The organism is Bacillus sp. SRL543, assembly GCF_984799205.1.
This window is the reverse complement of sequence record NZ_OZ481794.1, coordinates 1,235,074-1,251,311: the sequence shown is the minus strand read 5'-3', so window position 1 is coordinate 1,251,311 and position 16,238 is coordinate 1,235,074. Positions and strand designations below refer to the sequence as shown.

The window sequence follows — 16,238 nt, the reverse complement described above, 5'->3', positions numbered from 1 at the left end:
TTTTGCTTCCCTTAACCGGAAAAAATCCGCTTATTTCAACCCATTCAAGGCAGATTAACAATCTAACCGGAAAAGCTCCGCTTATTAATTTCGTGTTGGCAATTCAAACCCTCTTTCACTCTACTAAAAGGAGTGCAAATTTACGTTTTAAACACCTGTAAATATACTGAAAACCCTTATATTCATCAAATTAATGTTTTGTACTCGGAAACCGCACCCGTTAGGAGCCATTCTTTCCGTTTTTACGTTTGTATTTCATAAAATCCCATAATTATTTTTTGATAAGACTTCATGCTTCTATCATGATGCTGCCCTCAATAAAACTAGCCCCTGCTCGTAACATCGCAGGTTAACCCGTTCAGAATGCCTGCAGTTACAAACATTCCCGAATCAGAGCTGCATTACGGAAGGAGCTGGTTGTAATGCAGAGTGCCCCATAATTAGCGGGTTTATACTTTATGAAGACTTATTTTCCCTGTGCTCATAAAAAAAGGGATTAAAACAAATCTTGTAGACCTCTTTATTTGCTTTGCCAAAAGTTTAAAAAGCCCTGTTGATCGGAACGGAAGGCACGTAGACTCCTCATAAAATGCATCCGCATTTTCTTCGTGCGAAGCGTGTTCGGAGGAGAGGATTCAACGTCCTGCGGGAGATAGCGGAAATGTTGAGACCCCGCAGCGCGCAAGCGTGAGGAGGCTCAACTCAGCCCCGCGGAAAGCGAAGTGCCTGGAGTGCAGATCAACAGCCTCAGTTATAGCGCAATCTAATCATTTTTTAAATAGAAATAGCAACAACATGAAAAAACGGCAAGAAGCACCCCCGCTCCTTCCCGTTCTTCAAACTCACTATTTCTTCCCCATTTTAAACCAAAAGCTCATTCGCCGCTTTCGTATACACACTAAACATATCACCCTTCAGCTCTTTTGCATCAATAAAAGAGCTGAAGCCGAAAGGAAAGAATAATCCGAAATCTTTCAGGATATGTACGTTCTTCTGGAAAATACCCTCATATCGGTTTTCCGGATCAGAAGATTCCAGGATGGAAATCAGCGTCTGCAGGCTGGCGATCACCTGAAATGCTTCCTTTAAAGTCCCGAAATATTCAAAATGCCTGGTAGAAGTATGCAGCACCTTCAGCTGTTCAAACTCTTTAATATCCTCATCTGAAAAATAAACAGGAAAAATAGATGTATAAAAATAATCTACCAGTTCCCTTATCCTCTCTTCCTGGTTAGGAGTTGATGCAAAAACTACTTTCACTGAAAACCCACCTTTGTAATCCTTGTAATCATTTCGTAACATATATTCCTAGAATAACATATCAGCGGAATCTCTAAGGGTGGTAATTATACCCATGGAGACGGTATTTTTTTACATAGACTAGGAAATCACGAATAAAGAAACCGCTTTTTTTTACATAAAAATATGTCTTTTGGCTTATCCGCTTTCAATTATACAATAATGGAGCATGCTGTAGAGGTATAAATCGGCTGCTGGCATCCATTGCATGGAAACTTTTTTCATGTATGATTTATATGTGAATCATCGGCTGACTATTATAGGAAAATACTGGCTGAAGGAGGGCTTTATATTATTACGAAGAAAAAAGGAGATTGGTTTGAAATTATAATCCCCAGCCACTGGGAGGGCCTGACGCTTGAGGAGCTTCTCCGCAGCCGCTGGAATGCCCCCAAAAAGCAAATCCATCTGATGCGGATGGAAAAAGGCATTATGGTGGACGGCTCGGCTCCCCGCTGGACAGCGCCGCTTTCCAAAGGCAGCAGGCTCGGATTGAAGATTTTTACTGAAGAGGATTTCGGCGTAAAGCCTGCTTATTATGAAATTGACGTGCTGTATGAAGATGATCACATGCTGATTCTCAATAAGCCTGCCGGCATGGACACCCATCCAAATGAGCCGATGCAGGAAGACACGCTTGCCAATGCTGCTGCCTATCATCTCCTGGCCAAAGGGGAATATCGCCATATCAAGCACATCCACCGCCTTGATAAAGATACTACGGGTGCTGTATTGTTTGCCAAGCATTCACTTGCAGGTGGCATGCTTGATCAGCTTCTTAAGGAAAGAAAAATCAAACGGACTTATATCGCCATGGCAGACGGTATCATTAGACAAAAAAAAGGGGTGATCCGCAAGCCGATCGGCCGGGACAGGCATCACCCCACAAGAAGGCGTGTCTCTCCTGGCGGACAGGAAGCGGTCACTCATTATAAAGTTGCTGATGTCTTTCCCAAAGAGCAGCAGACTCTTGTTTCCTGCCGCCTGGAAACAGGGAGGACCCATCAGATCAGAGTCCATTTCAGTGATATGGGCCACCCATTGACCGGGGACAGATTGTATGGAGGCAGCCCGGTCTATCCCCGCCAGGCCCTTCATGCCGCCAAGCTGGAGGTGCCGCATCCCTTTACAGAGGAAGCGGTGGTCTGTTACGCACCTATAACGGACTGCCCTGAAATGTTTAGAGGATTTCAGCCGGAGCAGCTGTAGATCTTCCTGCAGAAACAAATATAGGATTCAAGCTGGGTGCACTGGAACCCTCTAGACTCTGAAAAAATCAAACAGAAGGTTCCAGTCCAGCTGACTAAGACCCTCTATTCACCAAAAACTCAATCAGAGGGTTCCAGTCGACCTGACTAAGACCCTCTAATTACCAAAAACTCAATCAGAGGGTTCCAGTCGACCTGACTAAGACCCTCTATTCACCAAAAACTCAATCAGAGGGTTCCAGTCGACCTGACTAAGACCCTCTATTCACCAAAAACTCAATCAGAGGGTTCCAGTCGACCTGACTAAGACCCTCTATTCACCAAAAACTCAGTCAGAGGGTTCCAGCCGACCTGACTAAGACCCTCTATTCACCAAAAACTCAATCAGAGGGTTCCAGCCGGCCGTATTGAAATCAAGCACAAAAAAAAGCCCCCATAAAAGGGGCTTTCTCTTGTTAGTCTGCTTTGCGCATGCCTTTCATGATCAGGCTTAGCACAAATACAAGGACAATTGCACCGATGATGGCCGGGACGATCGCAAAGTCAGCAACGACAGGACCCCAGTCGCCAAGAATCAGTGTACCGAGCCAAGCTCCGACGAAACCTGCGATAATGTTACCAATGACTCCGCCCGGGATGTCTCTTCCTACGATCATGCCTGCGATCCACCCGATAATACCACCAATAATTAATGCCCAAAGAAAACTTAACATAATTTCTCACTCCTAATTAGTTTTTTTTTTTGCAGAATTAAGTTTATAAAAGCATCAGCTGTTCCCAGCTGGCTCTAACAGATTGACTGGCGCAAAGCCTTCTTCTTCACCGGCTTTTACCGCCACTTTGACACGGACCGGATCCCGGTCCAGCACTTCAAGTTCGGTTCCTTTTTCAACAAGCAGCGCATTCTTTTCTTCTTCCAGCTGTTTGATCCCATCATAATCATTGATCTGGATGAACTCGTACAGGCTGTCGTAGGCCTCAGGGGTGGCTGCGAGGTAAAAATCCTCCTCCGCTTTAACAGTATCCCCATTCTCAACCATTTCTTGCTTGACAGTTTCCTTGCCTTCCTCTAATGCACCTTTGATTTTATCAATCGTTTCAGGTGCACTTTCCTCGATTTGAGCAGCAGCTTCTTCCGTTTTTTCTTTTGCTGATTCGGCTGCTTCTTCAGCTGTTTCCTCAAGCTGGCCGGCTGCCTGATCTAAATCCTGTTCAGCTTCTTGCCCATTGCTGCATCCTATAAGAAGTAAAATAGCAATAATCAGGACCGAATAGAGTCTTTTCAATCATCATCCTCCTTTTCGGTTTGTTGTTTGCTGCTTGTACAAATAAATTACCCCAGCTTCAAAATCTAAAACATTAAGCTTCCTTCCTTTATTTTCTAGAGTGATTTTTGACGCAGCGGGAAAACAAGAAAGTTGCACTGCTATGCCCTCCCATAATGCCTGAGAAACCAAAAGCGGCTGCCCCGCTGCAGCCGCCCATTTTATATAAACGGCTTCCGCCGGTGATGTAATAAACTTCTTCCCCTGGAAAACTTGTCCAAAACCAATATCCGGTAAAGATACTTTACCAAACGAGCCCATTTTTATAAGGTTGTTTTTAAACGCAAAAAGGAACCCTGCCAATTCAGGATTCCTCTTCATAATTTCATTCTTCAAGCAGGAAATCTGCTCTCTCCCCGCCGTAAAAGTACAGTCTGTGGAGCGGCCTGGTCATTCCGACATATAAAAGCTTGATATCGATTTCTGAAGCCTCGTCGTATTTTTCATGTATCGAAACCATGAATACTGCATCAAATTCCAGTCCTTTGGATAAATAGGAAGGGACAATCACTATTTCATCCTTCGGAATGCTCTCCTGTTCTGCAAGCAGACGGACTTTTTCAGCGGCTTCTCTTTTAAAATAATCATATAAGGCTTGGCAGTCCTTCATTGTCTTCCCGATGACAGCAAAGGTCTTTAACTGCTCTTTCCTCAGCTGCTTTACCTTTTCCGCAATCTGCCGTGCGAGCCCGGCCCCTTCTTCCCTTTTTATAAAAGCCGGGCTTTCCCCATGCCTCACAACAGGTTCTACCTGCGGAAAGGAATAAGGCAGGAGCTTCAGCAGGCGATTTGCCTTTTCCATGATTTCTATGGTGGTCCGATAGCTTTTCTGCAGCTCTGTATAGGTAGCCCGCGGGAATATCTCGCTGACGACCGGCTCCCACGCCTTCAGGCCGCGGTAGGAATGGATTCCCTGGGCAAGATCTCCCACCAGCGTAAACATATCTGTATCGCAGGCCTTTTTTAAGGCATATATCTCCATATAGCTGTAATCCTGGGCTTCATCAATGACAATATTCTTTGCCTTTAAATCTTTATCGACCCCGTAGAGCTCTGTCTGCAGATACAGGAGGGCAGCCAGATCTTCCCGTTCAACCTTCTTCTTGGAGAGCAGAGAAAGTGAATAGCTGCATAATTCTTCTGCTTCGCCTTTCGTCAGCTCATTCCCTGAGAAACGGGCGATCCGCGCCGGATCCTCAAAAAGCTCACGGTAATAATCCAGCGCCTTCTTTTTCGGGAACTGCTTCATATAGTCGGGTACAGCTCTTCTGATGCTCTTCTGCAGCTCCTTCAGCCGCTCGGCTTTTTGATCAAGGGCATGTGAGACATATTCCCTTCTTTTATCCGCATCCTTGCCGCGGTAAATGGCCCTGTCAATCCTGTCATCATAGTAAGCTTCAATTTTGGCGAGGATATTCTTTTTCTTCCTTTTCAAATCGCCTTGAAGGATGCTCTTGAGCTTTTCAAGCCTCCTGAAATAGGGAAGATAATGATAATCTTCATGAAAGAGCCTGATGAATTTCTTTCTGCTGAACAGGCGGAACTTATCCGCCATAAAGTCGTCAGAAGGATAAAAGGTATAAGAGATGCTCTTTAAGTACTGATCTAAAACGGTCTTGAACACCCGGGATCCTTTGATTTCTGAAACTCTGAGCCCGGACCCCTCCCCTTTTTCTTCAAGCAGATGGATGAGCTTCCTGTCCTCTGCGATGGAGAAATTCCCGGAAACGCACTGCAGGACATACTCTGGAAATGTCGTCTGCCTGACTCTTTCCACCCCAAGCTCCGGCAATGCTTCTGATATGTAGTCTATGAACAGCTGGCTCGGAGCCAGGATCATCAGCTGCTCCGGCAGGAAATTCTCTTTATACTGATAGATGAAATAACTGATGCGGTGGAGGGCGATGGTCGTCTTTCCGCTTCCCGCCGCTCCCTGGACGATGATGGGCTTGTTCAGATCCGCCCTGATGATGCGGTTTTGCTCTTCCTGGATCGTTGAAATAATCTCAGTAAGCCGGCTGCTGGAGCTTTTGGCGAGGGAATCCTGAAGCAGTTCGTCGGTAGTGGTAAGATCGATATCCCGGATTTCCCCCAGAATGCCATCTTCAATCATAAGCTGTCTTTTTAATGTCAGCTGGCCATCATAATTTTCTCCGTAGGCCTCATATTCGACCCTTCCAAGCCTGCCTTCATAATAGAGATTGGCAATCGGGGACCTCCAGTCCACAATAATCTGTTCCTGGTTTTCCCTGGAATAGAGCGAGGTTTTTCCAATATACAGGCTCTCCTTCTCTTCCTGGCCTATGTGCTGGTAGTCAAGCCGTGCAAAATAAGGCTTTGGATGGGCTTTTCGGAGGCTTGCCAGCTCATCCTTGGACATTTCAAAAAAACGGGCGTTTGTCAAAATGGAAGAATAGCTTAAACTGGATTCGAGCCAGTCAGTGTCCTGAAAGGCTTCTTTCATGTTTTCCTTGAACTGGTCTTTGCTGGTTTCGGCTGTTTTAATGACAGCTTCCATATATTTTCTGGTAAAGTTGAGCCGTTCACTTTCCTTCTGATAATCGGGGTGCTGATCTGATGTCATATGTTTCTCCTTTCATTCCATTTCAGCCGCTTGAGAAAGAAGTTCATATGGGCTTGTGAGGAGCAGAAAGATATATTATCAGAAAAATCAACCTCTTACAATACCTTTCTGCTCCAGCTGGAAAATTTGTCAAAATCAAGTATAACTGCCAGGACAATTTTAAGTCGGTATAGTATTTATATTAAGTTTTTGTAAATTTTGAGCGAAAAGCTACCTTATTCGACAAATTTCATATAAAATGTTTTCGTTTGGGAGATTTTTTTTGCCAGTGCAATGGCAGGAATTTTCTTTAGACAATTTGGATGTAAGAGCTTCTTTGGCAGGATAGCGGGTATACTAATACACTAACCAGGCGCATCACCGGCCATCCGCTGAAAAAACTTTTGGTTCTAGGCATTTAACAAATGGGGGTTTAAATATGGTTTTCAAGAAGAAGGACAAGTTTGCAATTTTGTTGAGCAGCATTTCTTCCAATGTGAAGGAAGGCGCTCATTATTTTGCCGATTACAAGCTGAAAAATGTCAGCGATCTGAAAATTTTTTCTGAAACAATGAAAGAGTACGAAACAAAAGGAGACACATTTGTCCACGAAGTCATCAAAGAACTGAATAACGCCTTTATTACTCCTATCGAGCGCGAAGATATTCTCCACCTTGCCATGAGCATGGATGACGTCCTTGACGGCATCGAACATTGCGCTGCACTGTTTGAAATGTACTCTATTACACAGGCTGACGATTATATGCTCAAATTTGTAGATGCCATCCTCAGCTGCTCGCTGGAAATTGAAAAGGCTGTCGAGCTGCTTTCAACCAAAAAGCTGCTGGATATCAGGGAGCATGCCATTAAAATCAAGGATTACGAATCAAAATGTGACGGAGTCCTGCGCCAGTCCATCAAGCACTTGTTTTCTGTCGAAAAAGATCCGATCCGCATCATTCAATATAAAGAAATTTATGAAAACCTGGAAGATATTGCTGACAGCTGCCAGAATGTCGCCAACACTCTAGAAACTATCATCATGAAGAATGCATAAGGAGCTTTCATAAATGGATTCCATTTTTATCATAACTATACTGATTGTCATAGGGGCATTGGCCTTCGACTTTATCAACGGCTTCCATGATACAGCGAATGCCATCGCCACAGCTGTCTCAACGAAAGCATTAAAGCCAAGGCATGCCATTATACTTGCCGCCACGATGAACTTTGTCGGAGCCATGACCTTTACCGGGGTCGCCAAAACGATTACAAAGGATATTGTCGATCCTTTTACTCTGCAGAACGGATCAATCGTCATCCTGGCGGCACTTATTGCTGCTATCTTTTGGAACCTGCTCACATGGTACTACGGAATCCCGAGCAGCTCCTCCCATGCGATCATCGGTTCCATCGCAGGAGCAGCAATAGCGGCAGCAGGATTCCAGGCCCTTAACTATGGAGGCTTCATGAAAATCCTCCAGGCGCTGATTTTCTCTCCGCTCATCGCTTTTGTTGTCGGATTCATTGTATATAGCATTTTTAAGGTCGTTTTCAAAAACAACAACCTGACAAAAACAAACCGGAACTTCCGCCTGTTCCAGATCTTCACGGCTGCCCTGCAGTCTTATACACATGGTACGAATGATGCCCAGAAAGCAATGGGGATCATCACTATGGCGCTTATTGCCAATAACTATGTCACAACTGATGATATTCCGTTTTGGGTCCAGTTGTCCTGTGCGGCAGCAATGGGTCTTGGAACTTCTGTCGGCGGCTGGAAAATCATCAAAACTGTCGGCGGCAAAATCATGAAGATCCGCCCTATCAACGGAGTTGCGGCTGACTTGACTGGCGCTGCCATCATTTTTGGTGCGACAGCAATCCACCTGCCTGTCAGTACAACCCATGTCATCTCGTCTTCCATTCTTGGAGTTGGATCCTCCCACCGCCTGAAAGGCGTCAAATGGGGTACAGCACAGCGGATGCTGATCACTTGGGTGATTACCCTCCCGATTTCAGCGACGATCGCCGGGCTTGTGTACTTATTGCTTAATGCTATTTTTTAACATAACAAAAAAGCTATTGGAGTATATTCTCCAATAGCTTTTTTTATATCAGCCGATATGCTTCTTCTGGAAGCTGGCTATATTTTCATATTCCCCTTCAAGCGCTCTGGAAAGGCGGATGAAGACAGGAAGCAGCTCCTGGTACACGGCCGCATTTTCAGCTTTCGGCTTATGGCTGAAGGTGTCCCCGACCATCCCGGACACGATGCTCAGATCCTCTATTTCACCTATGCTATACAGGCCCAGGATGGCAGCGCCTAGACAGGAGCTTTCATAACTCTCAGGTACGGCCACCTCCTGATTGAAGATGTCAGCCATCATCTGCCTCCAAAGCTCTGACCTTGCGAATCCGCCTGTCGCCTGGATTTTCTTCGGCTCCCCGATCAGTTCCTCCAATGCAAGCAGGACAGTGAACAGATTATAAATGACACCCTCAAGGACAGAGCGGATCATATGCTCTTTTTTATGGTGAAGGCTTAGCCCGAAGAATGATCCTCTTGCATTGCTGTTCCATAAAGGTGCTCTTTCCCCTGTCATATAGGGATGGAAGATAAGGCCGTCTGAGCCAGGGCGGACAGCAGCGGCAATCTTTGTCAGCACATCATATGCGTCAATACCGAGCCTCTTGGCCGTCTCTACCTCAGAGGCAGCCAGCTCATCCCGGACCCAGCGGAAAATCATGCCGCCATTATTGACCGGTCCGCCTATTACCCAATGCTTCTCAGTAAGTGCATAGCAGAAGATCCTGCCTTTCGGATCTGTTACAGGCTTATCTGTCACAGCCCTGATGGCTCCGCTTGTCCCGATTGTGACAGCAACGACTCCGGGATCTATTGCATTGACTCCAAGATTTGAGAGCACTCCGTCGCTCGCCCCGACAACAAAAGGCACGTCAGCATCGAGTCCGGTCAGCTTCTGATACTCTTCATTCAAGCCTTTCAAAATATGAGTTGTTGGAACAGGCTTTGAAAGCTTATCCTGCTGAATCCCGGCTACACCAAGCGCCTCGGCATCCCATTCCAGATTTTTCAGGTTGAACATGCCTGTTGCAGACGCAATGGAATAATCGACAACATATTCGCCAAAAAACTTAAAGAATACGTATTCTTTAATAGAGATGAATTTTGCCGCCCGATTAAAGATCTCCTCTTCCTCATTTTTCATCCAAAGCAGCTTGGACAATGGGGACATAGGATGGATCGGCGTTCCTGTTCTCAGATAGATTTCGTGGCCATTCAGCTCGCGTTTGATTTTATCAGCCCATTTGGCGCTTCTGTTATCCGCCCACGTGATGCTTTTGGTAAGGGGTACCCCTTCCCCGTCGACAGCAATGACGCTGTGCATCGCAGAACTGAAGCTGACGCACAGCAGGCCGGATGAATCGATGTCTTGCATGCAGGCTTTGATGGTGCCCGCCACAGCGGCCAGTATGATATCCGGATCCTGCTCTGCAGCCGACGGGCTTGGCGTATGTAAAGGATAGCCGATCGAATGCTTGGCAGCCACCCTGCCTTCTGTATTAAAAAGGACAGACTTCGTGCTCGTCGTTCCGATGTCCACTCCTAGCATATATTTTTCTGCTGTCATATGAACCTCTCCAATCTTTTAAAACTCTCTTGTTAAGTTTACAACGAATCAAAAATAACATACACCGATACGGATTCTCCCTTGAAGAAGTCCTGTAATACAGAAGAAGGAAGCGCAGCCGCTCCCTTCCTCCTCTATATTCATCCGGCTGCCGTCCTAGGAAATAAAGAACCCAATGATGAACACAACCAGGAATCCAACGATTGCGATCAAGCTTTCCATCACTGTCCAGGATTTCAGCGTATCTTTTACATCAAGTCCGAAATAGCGGTTGACAAGCCAGAAGCCTGAATCATTAACGTGAGAGAAAATGGTTGCACCCGCCGCGATAGAGATTACAATTAATCCAAGGACAGGCCCTTCCAGTCCCATGATTTCAATAAGCGGGGCAATAAGGCCTGCAGCTGTTACCATTGCTACCGTTGCTGACCCTTGGGCCACACGGACAAATGTAGCAATCAGGAATGCAAGCAGGATTGGCGGCAGGGAAGAAGAAGCCATCATATCGCCAAGAACCTGGCCAACTCCTGAATCGATCAGAACCTGCTTGAAGACGCCGCCGGCACCGGTTACAAGGATGATGATCCCTGCAGGCTCAAGAGACTTGGTTGCAATATCCTGTACTTCCTGGCGGGAATATCCGCGTTTCGTGCCGAGGAAATAGAATGCCAGCAAAGTGGCCAGCGTCAATGCGACAAATGGATGGCCCATAAAAGTGAATAATGCACGCAAGCCATTTCCTTCATCAAGTAAAACACCTGACACTGTATTGATCAAGATCAGTACGAGCGGGATGAAGATGATGCTTGCAATCATCGCAAAGCTTGGAAGTTCCTTATCATATTCTTTTTCTTCAATATTCATATATTCCGGGATGGTCACATGAATCCTTTTGGCAATGAATTTACCAAAAAGCGGACCAGCGATGATCATGGATGGGATACCTGCTAAAATCCCAAACAAGATGACCCAGCCGAGGTCTGCGCCGATCAGGTCAGCTACCGCAATCGGCCCCGGAGTCGGCGGAATGAAGCTGTGTGTTACTGCCAGCCCTGCCAGCAGCGGTATTCCATAATACAGGAGGGATTTCCCTGTTTTCTTGGCAAGCCCGTAAACAATCGGCACAAGGATAATGAAGCCGACATCAAAGAAGACTGGAATGGCTACGATAAAGCCTGTGATCCCGAGGGCCCACTGTGCTTTATCTTCGCCGAATTTCTTAATCATCGTCTGCGCCAGGCGCTCAGCTCCGCCGGAAACCTCAAGCATCCGGCCAAACATAGCCCCGAGTCCGACTACGACAGCAACGAACCCGAGGGTTCCCCCCATGCCGCTCTGGACAGATTCGATTACTCCCCCAAGCGGCATCCCGGCGGCAATCCCGACAAGCAGGCTGACCAGGAGCAATGCGACAAAAGCATGAAGCTTGGTTTTCATTACAAGGAAAAGCAGCAGAAAGATTCCTGCCATTGCTACTAGAATCAACATTGAACCAGACATTATATTTCCTCCCCTATTAAACGCTTACATTTTAAATTCTATTAAACAAAAAGTATACGAAATAAATTTCTTCCTTTTTAAAATTTAAGAGAAAAAATTTCTTTCGTTCATACTTTCATTATATAAAATATTTTTCTGATTGCAACCGTTTTCAAAGAAAATTTTTTCTTTTATAATAGGATTATAGAAAATATGATAGGGAGTGCATGAATGGAAACTCTTTATTGCTTTGCCCGCATAAAAACCCATTATTCAAAATTCAGTGATAAAGAAAAGAAAATTGCCGACTATATTCTGGAGAACCCTGAAAAAATCGTCCACAGCTCCATTAATCAGCTGGCAGATGATCTGGGGATAGCAGATTCAACGGTTTTTCGCTTCTGCAAAAGGATTGGCTTTAAAGGCTATCAGGCATTGAAAATAGCCCTTGCTTCGGAAATTGTTGCACCGATCAGGGATATCCACGAGACTATCCAGGAAGAAGATGATATTCTCACGGTTTCTGAGAAAGTGTTCCGGTCGAATATCAGCACATTGGAGGATACCCTGAAGCTTATCAGGGGAGGAGCCTTCGAAATGGCTGTCGAAGCGGTCCTGCAGGCGGAAAAGGTCGAATTCTTCGGAAGCGGCGGCTCAGGGATCATTGCTCAGGATGCCTACCACAAATTCATCAGGACCGGGATTACCGTTCATGCCAACAGTGATTCCCATTTGCAGCTTATGTCCGCTTCCCAGCTGACCGATAAAGATACAGCCGTGTTCATTTCACATTCCGGGTCAACAAAGGACATGATTGAGGCGATAAAGGTCGCGAAGGAAAACGGCGCCAGGACCATCAGCATCACCAACTTTGCCAAAACCCCGCTGACCCAGCAGGCGGACATTGCCCTTTACACGGTTGCCGAAGAAACAGACTACCGCTCAGAAGCCCTGTCGTCCCGCATCGCCCAGCTGAGCATCATCGACGCTTTATATGTAAACGTCATGATTGCCCGCAAAGATGAAGGTAAGCAGGCACTTCGGAAAATGAGAAATGCCATCTCTTCCAAGCGGATCTAACAGGAAAATGAAAACGCTTAATTTCCTGATAAGCAACAAAAAAACTGCAGACAAACCCGATTGATATCGAATCTGTCTGCAGTCTGAAGGATCCTGCTGAGTCAGGATCCTTTTTTATTATTCGCCGCTTTTCACGACTGCATGGCCGCCAAACTCATTTCTGAGCGCTGCTACCACTTTGCCGTGGAATGTATCATCTTCAAGCGAACGATAGCGCATGAACTGGGACATGGCAATTACAGGGGCTGAGGCCTGGAAGTCCAATGCTGCCTCAACTGTCCACTTGCCTTCGCCTGATGAATTCATGACACCCCGGATGCCCTCAAGCTTAGGATCTTTGCTGAACGCATTCTCCAGAAGCTCGGACAGCCATGAACGAATGACAGAGCCATTATTCCACACACGCGATACTTCTTTGTAATCATAGTCGAAATTGCTTTTTTCAAGAATTTCAAAGCCTTCGGCGAAAGCTTGCATCATTCCATATTCAATGCCGTTATGGACCATCTTAAGGAAGTGGCCGCTGCCGCGCTTACCTGAGTAAAGATAGCCGTTCGGAACTGAAATATCGGCAAACAGCTGCTCTACAACGCTGAATGCTTCTTTGTCGCCGCCGATCATCGTGCAGACGCCGTGGCGTGCACCTTCCTGCCCGCCGCTTGTTCCGCAGTCAATATAATGAATGCCCTTTTCTGCCAGCTCATCCCCGCGGCGGAGAGTTTCCTTATAGTTGGAATTTCCGCCGTCAATGATGATGTCTCCTTCAGTAAGCACAGCGGCTGCACTGTTCAGAACCTTTTCTGTGATCTCGCCAGCCGGCACCATCATCCAGATTACCTTTGGAGAAGGAAGCTGCCCTGCCAGCTCTTCAATGGAAGCTGCAGTCGCGATCCCTTCTGCCGAAATCTTTTCCATCGCTTCTGTATTTACATCATTAGCCACCACTTCATGGCCTTTGTCTTTCATATTAAGGGCCAGATTGTAGCCCATTTTTCCCAGTCCGATAATACCTAGCTTCACGTTTCTTCCTCCTATGTACAGCATAAGCCTTTGATTAAAATCCTTTTCAACTATAACATTTTATCTCCAAAAATCAATCACTACAACCTCTGGCGAGTTATCTTATTCATGCCCTATTTCTGCAGGATTATTTTTTAGCCGCTTATTTTCAAATCTGCTGTATGTACAGCCTGTCCCAGATAAGCTGCCATTTTTTCTTATTCAGCCTTTGGCGGTATATGTCCATCCTTTCTTCCTTTTCCAGGAAAAACCTGGTTGGCCTTACTATTCCGCCAACTGCATCTACCACTCCCCAGGGAGCACCTAAAACCACTCTGCCCTGTTCCAGGCGCACAGCCAGCGCAGTAGCTGTCTCAGGAAATTTAGATACTGCATCAAGAGAAGAAGAGTATGGTGGCATCCCGTTGCGGACGGCCATCCTTGCCTGATTTTTCACTGACCAGGGAACACCGGGCAGCTTCTTGCCCAACTGTTTCTCAGTCTCCTTTTCAGCCGCTTTGTCTGCATATTTTTCATTATAAAAAATTACATCGATATCCGGGAGCGGCGTCCTCTCCCTGTATCCATGCAAATCATCCCAGATCTTAGAGCGCACAAATCCCGCACAGATCCACCAGTCAGGCAGCCCGGCGCTTTCAGCTGCTTCCAGGATGTCCATCATCCAGCTGTCCTCCTGAATGGCCTTTATAACGTCCTCTTCACTATTCAATCCCACTATTATCCCCCCAGACATACAGCTTTCTCTGTCAGACAGTTTTCCTTTCCATCAGGCAGCAGCCACGAAGAAAAATAAAAAAAGCTGCTTCACAGAATTGGAAATAGTCCCTGCATGAGCAGGCTGCAGGGACTATCCAGGAACTAAAAACTTCCCGGCATGGATGAAATTTTCCAGCCGGCCTTTGTTTTTACAAACTCAATGTGAAAGGTTTCATATAAAAGGGTGTCGCCAAGCGGTGCCCTAAAATCAAACTCCTTCACTTCACCCGCATCCTTCATCTGAAGTACTTCCACTTTCCTGTAATCCATGGTAGATCCGCCATCTGCATTAGGCTGCGCAAGCCTTCCATTATGAGACTTGATGCCTGCATGGGCTATATAAGCTGAAATGGCTTCGTTTGTAAAAGAAGCTGAAAAATACTGAACTAGCTTTGATTCTGAATCAAGATCCTTGCCCATAAAGCGATAATCCATATCATTGATCGCTACGGTTTCCATTTCTTCTATATGTCCGCCGCTCTGAACATACCAGCGCTTTTTTGCTGCTTCATTAATTCCTGCGGCCAGCATTTCTTCCTCGAAGTTTGCAAGCTTCAGAACCGGAGAACCCCTCTTTAAGCTGGAGATCATTTCATCCTTTTCAGAAACTGCCAGGCTGTACAGTTCAAAAGCAGGACTGGCTGCGGGGTAGGGGTTTTCCAGCCCTTTCCTGACCATATAAATAAAACGGTCATCCTCAAAAAGCTTCAGCAGATCCTGATCGTTTATGGTTTCTCCCAGCTCTTTAGGATATATGACAATTTCAAACAGCAGTCCCTTTTCCTGCCCTTCAGGCTTGATGCTTGCTGATAAATTGTATTCATTGCCAGTTCCAGGAGATCCTTCCACAATCAAATAAGGATACAGCTCAAGCGGAATGGCCATCGTCAAATCCGGGTCAGGGAGATATAAAGAGGCATCCTTGCCTTTCCTATTATCAAGCATTGCTGTTATTTGATTCTTCAGCTCTGAAAACTTGCTGTAATCCGGCATGATTATATGAAGGTTCATGCCTTTTTCGATCGACCGGACCGCTTCTTCGGGCTTTCCTTCCTTCATTTGCGCTTCAGCCAGGAAGTACCAGTACATAGCTGCATCAGGGACTTCTCCTGTTCTGGCTTTATAATATTGAGATACCTTTGGGAAGTAAGCCGGATACAGCTTTTCATCGGGGGCAAACCTGCTGCCGTTCCATGTAAGCATATCGACCTGATACACATCAGCGAGATCGCGTGCCCAGACAGCCAAAGAATACAAAGTTCCTTCTTCAGGGCGGACAAGTTCGAGCTCATGATAATTTTCCTGGCCAATCTTTTTCAAAGAACCTTCCGCGAACGAAAAAATATTGAGCGTGCTTCCCGCTGAAGCGCCGATGCTCCATCCCAGCAAAAGTTCATCCGCTCCATCCCCCGTCACATCGGCAGCAGTGCCCCAGCCAACCTCAAACCCAATCCCTTTTATATCCTCCAGCAAAGTCCATTTCTTCCGCACTTTTTTAAGCACGAGAGCCCCTGGTTTGCCGGGGTCTCCTTTAAGCTTGTAGAAAGCTGCCGCTTCCGGTGAGCCATCTCCATCGAAATCCGCTTCCAGTATGCTGCTGCCCCCTACAGGCCTGTCAGGAACCGCAAGGATCGCATCTTCCGGCAGGAACCGCTTTGCGACAGGTTCAAGATTTTCTTTTTCCTGAATCTTTTCTGCCGGGAGCCTGGGCGCTTGTATAAGGCTGACCGGCTCCGGAAGGAACGTGCAGCCTCCCAGTAGCAAACAGCCCAGCAGCATTGCAGTATGGTTGATTTTCTTCATGTTCCCCTCCACTCTCCCCGCCGGAAAAGGAAGAAAGAAAATACACTTT

14 protein-coding genes are annotated in these 16,238 nt (G+C 46.2%); 4 read left to right on the top strand and 10 right to left on the bottom strand.

Annotated features, from left to right (window positions below; translation table 11 throughout):
* Positions 1-861 precede the first annotated feature (861 nt).
* Positions 862-1,260, bottom strand: a complete 399-nt coding sequence (locus AC4E8B_RS06460) for a YhcU family protein (protein WP_490217756.1) — start codon at positions 1,258-1,260, stop codon at positions 862-864.
* Between the two features lie 390 nt (positions 1,261-1,650).
* On the opposite strand from AC4E8B_RS06460, the gene AC4E8B_RS06455 reads away from it, so the two are divergent.
* On the top strand, positions 1,651-2,508 hold the full coding sequence (locus AC4E8B_RS06455) for an RluA family pseudouridine synthase (protein ID WP_490219535.1): 858 nt from the start codon (positions 1,651-1,653) through the stop codon (positions 2,506-2,508).
* Positions 2,509-2,962: 454 nt separating this feature from the next.
* Here the strand turns inward: AC4E8B_RS06455 and AC4E8B_RS06450 are convergent, their stop codons facing one another.
* From AC4E8B_RS06450 to helD, 4 genes are read right to left on the bottom strand one after another with little or no spacing between them, the layout of a single operon-like run.
* On the bottom strand, positions 2,963-3,220 hold the full coding sequence (locus tag AC4E8B_RS06450) for a GlsB/YeaQ/YmgE family stress response membrane protein (protein WP_490217755.1): 258 nt from the start codon (positions 3,218-3,220) through the stop codon (positions 2,963-2,965).
* A gap of 54 nt (positions 3,221-3,274) precedes the next feature.
* On the bottom strand, positions 3,275-3,793 hold the full coding sequence (locus tag AC4E8B_RS06445) for a hypothetical protein (protein ID WP_490217754.1): 519 nt from the start codon (positions 3,791-3,793) through the stop codon (positions 3,275-3,277).
* A 3-nt stretch (positions 3,794-3,796) separates the two neighbouring features.
* Complete coding sequence (locus AC4E8B_RS06440) at positions 3,797-4,168, bottom strand: hypothetical protein (RefSeq protein WP_490217753.1); 372 nt, start codon at positions 4,166-4,168, stop codon at positions 3,797-3,799.
* Positions 4,158-6,416 carry an RNA polymerase recycling motor HelD gene (gene helD / locus AC4E8B_RS06435; RefSeq protein WP_490217752.1) on the bottom strand — a complete coding sequence of 753 codons (2,259 nt, stop codon included), beginning with the start codon at positions 6,414-6,416 and terminating at the stop codon, positions 4,158-4,160. The genes AC4E8B_RS06440 and helD overlap by 11 nt, the downstream gene beginning before the upstream one ends.
* Positions 6,417-6,834: 418 nt before the next feature.
* Between helD and AC4E8B_RS06430 the strand changes: the two genes are divergently transcribed.
* On the top strand, positions 6,835-7,452 hold the full coding sequence (locus AC4E8B_RS06430) for a DUF47 domain-containing protein (protein ID WP_490217751.1): 618 nt from the start codon (positions 6,835-6,837) through the stop codon (positions 7,450-7,452).
* A 13-nt stretch (positions 7,453-7,465) separates the two neighbouring features.
* Positions 7,466-8,464, top strand: a complete 999-nt coding sequence (locus AC4E8B_RS06425) for an inorganic phosphate transporter (RefSeq protein WP_490217750.1) — start codon at positions 7,466-7,468, stop codon at positions 8,462-8,464.
* 48 nt (positions 8,465-8,512) lie between these two features.
* Here the strand turns inward: AC4E8B_RS06425 and gntK are convergent, their stop codons facing one another.
* Positions 8,513-10,051 (bottom strand): gluconokinase, encoded by a 1,539-nt coding sequence (gntK, locus tag AC4E8B_RS06420; RefSeq protein ID WP_490217748.1) that lies wholly within the window; start codon positions 10,049-10,051, stop codon positions 8,513-8,515.
* A gap of 156 nt (positions 10,052-10,207) precedes the next feature.
* A complete protein-coding gene (locus tag AC4E8B_RS06415; protein ID WP_490217747.1) occupies positions 10,208-11,551 on the bottom strand; it encodes a GntP family permease in 1,344 nt (447 codons plus the stop codon).
* A 210-nt stretch (positions 11,552-11,761) separates the two neighbouring features.
* Between AC4E8B_RS06415 and AC4E8B_RS06410 the strand changes: the two genes are divergently transcribed.
* The gene (locus AC4E8B_RS06410) at positions 11,762-12,610 is read left to right on the top strand and encodes a MurR/RpiR family transcriptional regulator (protein ID WP_490217745.1); all 849 of its coding nucleotides are present in this window, start codon (positions 11,762-11,764) and stop codon (positions 12,608-12,610) included.
* A gap of 117 nt (positions 12,611-12,727) precedes the next feature.
* On the opposite strand, the gene gnd is transcribed toward AC4E8B_RS06410, so the two are convergent.
* The 3 genes from gnd to AC4E8B_RS06395 all read right to left on the bottom strand — a co-directional run bounded on the left by gnd (position 12,728) and on the right by AC4E8B_RS06395 (position 16,189).
* Positions 12,728-13,654, bottom strand: coding sequence for a phosphogluconate dehydrogenase (NAD(+)-dependent, decarboxylating) (gene gnd, locus AC4E8B_RS06405; protein ID WP_490217744.1), 927 nt, complete (start codon positions 13,652-13,654; stop codon positions 12,728-12,730).
* Positions 13,655-13,778: 124 nt separating this feature from the next.
* The gene (locus tag AC4E8B_RS06400; protein WP_490217742.1) at positions 13,779-14,345 is read right to left on the bottom strand and encodes a nucleotidyltransferase family protein; all 567 of its coding nucleotides are present in this window, start codon (positions 14,343-14,345) and stop codon (positions 13,779-13,781) included.
* Positions 14,346-14,488: 143 nt separating this feature from the next.
* Positions 14,489-16,189, bottom strand: a complete 1,701-nt coding sequence (locus tag AC4E8B_RS06395) for an IseA DL-endopeptidase inhibitor family protein (RefSeq protein WP_490217741.1) — start codon at positions 16,187-16,189, stop codon at positions 14,489-14,491.
* Positions 16,190-16,238 lie beyond the last annotated feature (49 nt).

What these genes read in the sequence shown, in the direction of transcription:
- AC4E8B_RS06430 (WP_490217751.1), top strand. Translation starts at nt 6,835, where the DNA reads ATGGTTTTCAAGAAGAAGGACAAGTTTGCAATTTTGTTGAGCAGCATT.
- AC4E8B_RS06395 (WP_490217741.1), bottom strand. Translation starts at nt 16,189, where the DNA reads ATGAAGAAAATCAACCATACTGCAATGCTGCTGGGCTGTTTGCTACTG.
- AC4E8B_RS06410 (WP_490217745.1), top strand. Translation starts at nt 11,762, where the DNA reads ATGGAAACTCTTTATTGCTTTGCCCGCATAAAAACCCATTATTCAAAA.
- gntK (WP_490217748.1), bottom strand. Translation starts at nt 10,051, where the DNA reads ATGACAGCAGAAAAATATATGCTAGGAGTGGACATCGGAACGACGAGC.
- AC4E8B_RS06415 (WP_490217747.1), bottom strand. Translation starts at nt 11,551, where the DNA reads ATGTCTGGTTCAATGTTGATTCTAGTAGCAATGGCAGGAATCTTTCTG.
- AC4E8B_RS06425 (WP_490217750.1), top strand. Translation starts at nt 7,466, where the DNA reads ATGGATTCCATTTTTATCATAACTATACTGATTGTCATAGGGGCATTG.
- helD (WP_490217752.1), bottom strand. Translation starts at nt 6,416, where the DNA reads ATGACATCAGATCAGCACCCCGATTATCAGAAGGAAAGTGAACGGCTC.
- AC4E8B_RS06450 (WP_490217755.1), bottom strand. Translation starts at nt 3,220, where the DNA reads ATGTTAAGTTTTCTTTGGGCATTAATTATTGGTGGTATTATCGGGTGG.
- gnd (WP_490217744.1), bottom strand. Translation starts at nt 13,654, where the DNA reads ATGCTGTACATAGGAGGAAGAAACGTGAAGCTAGGTATTATCGGACTG.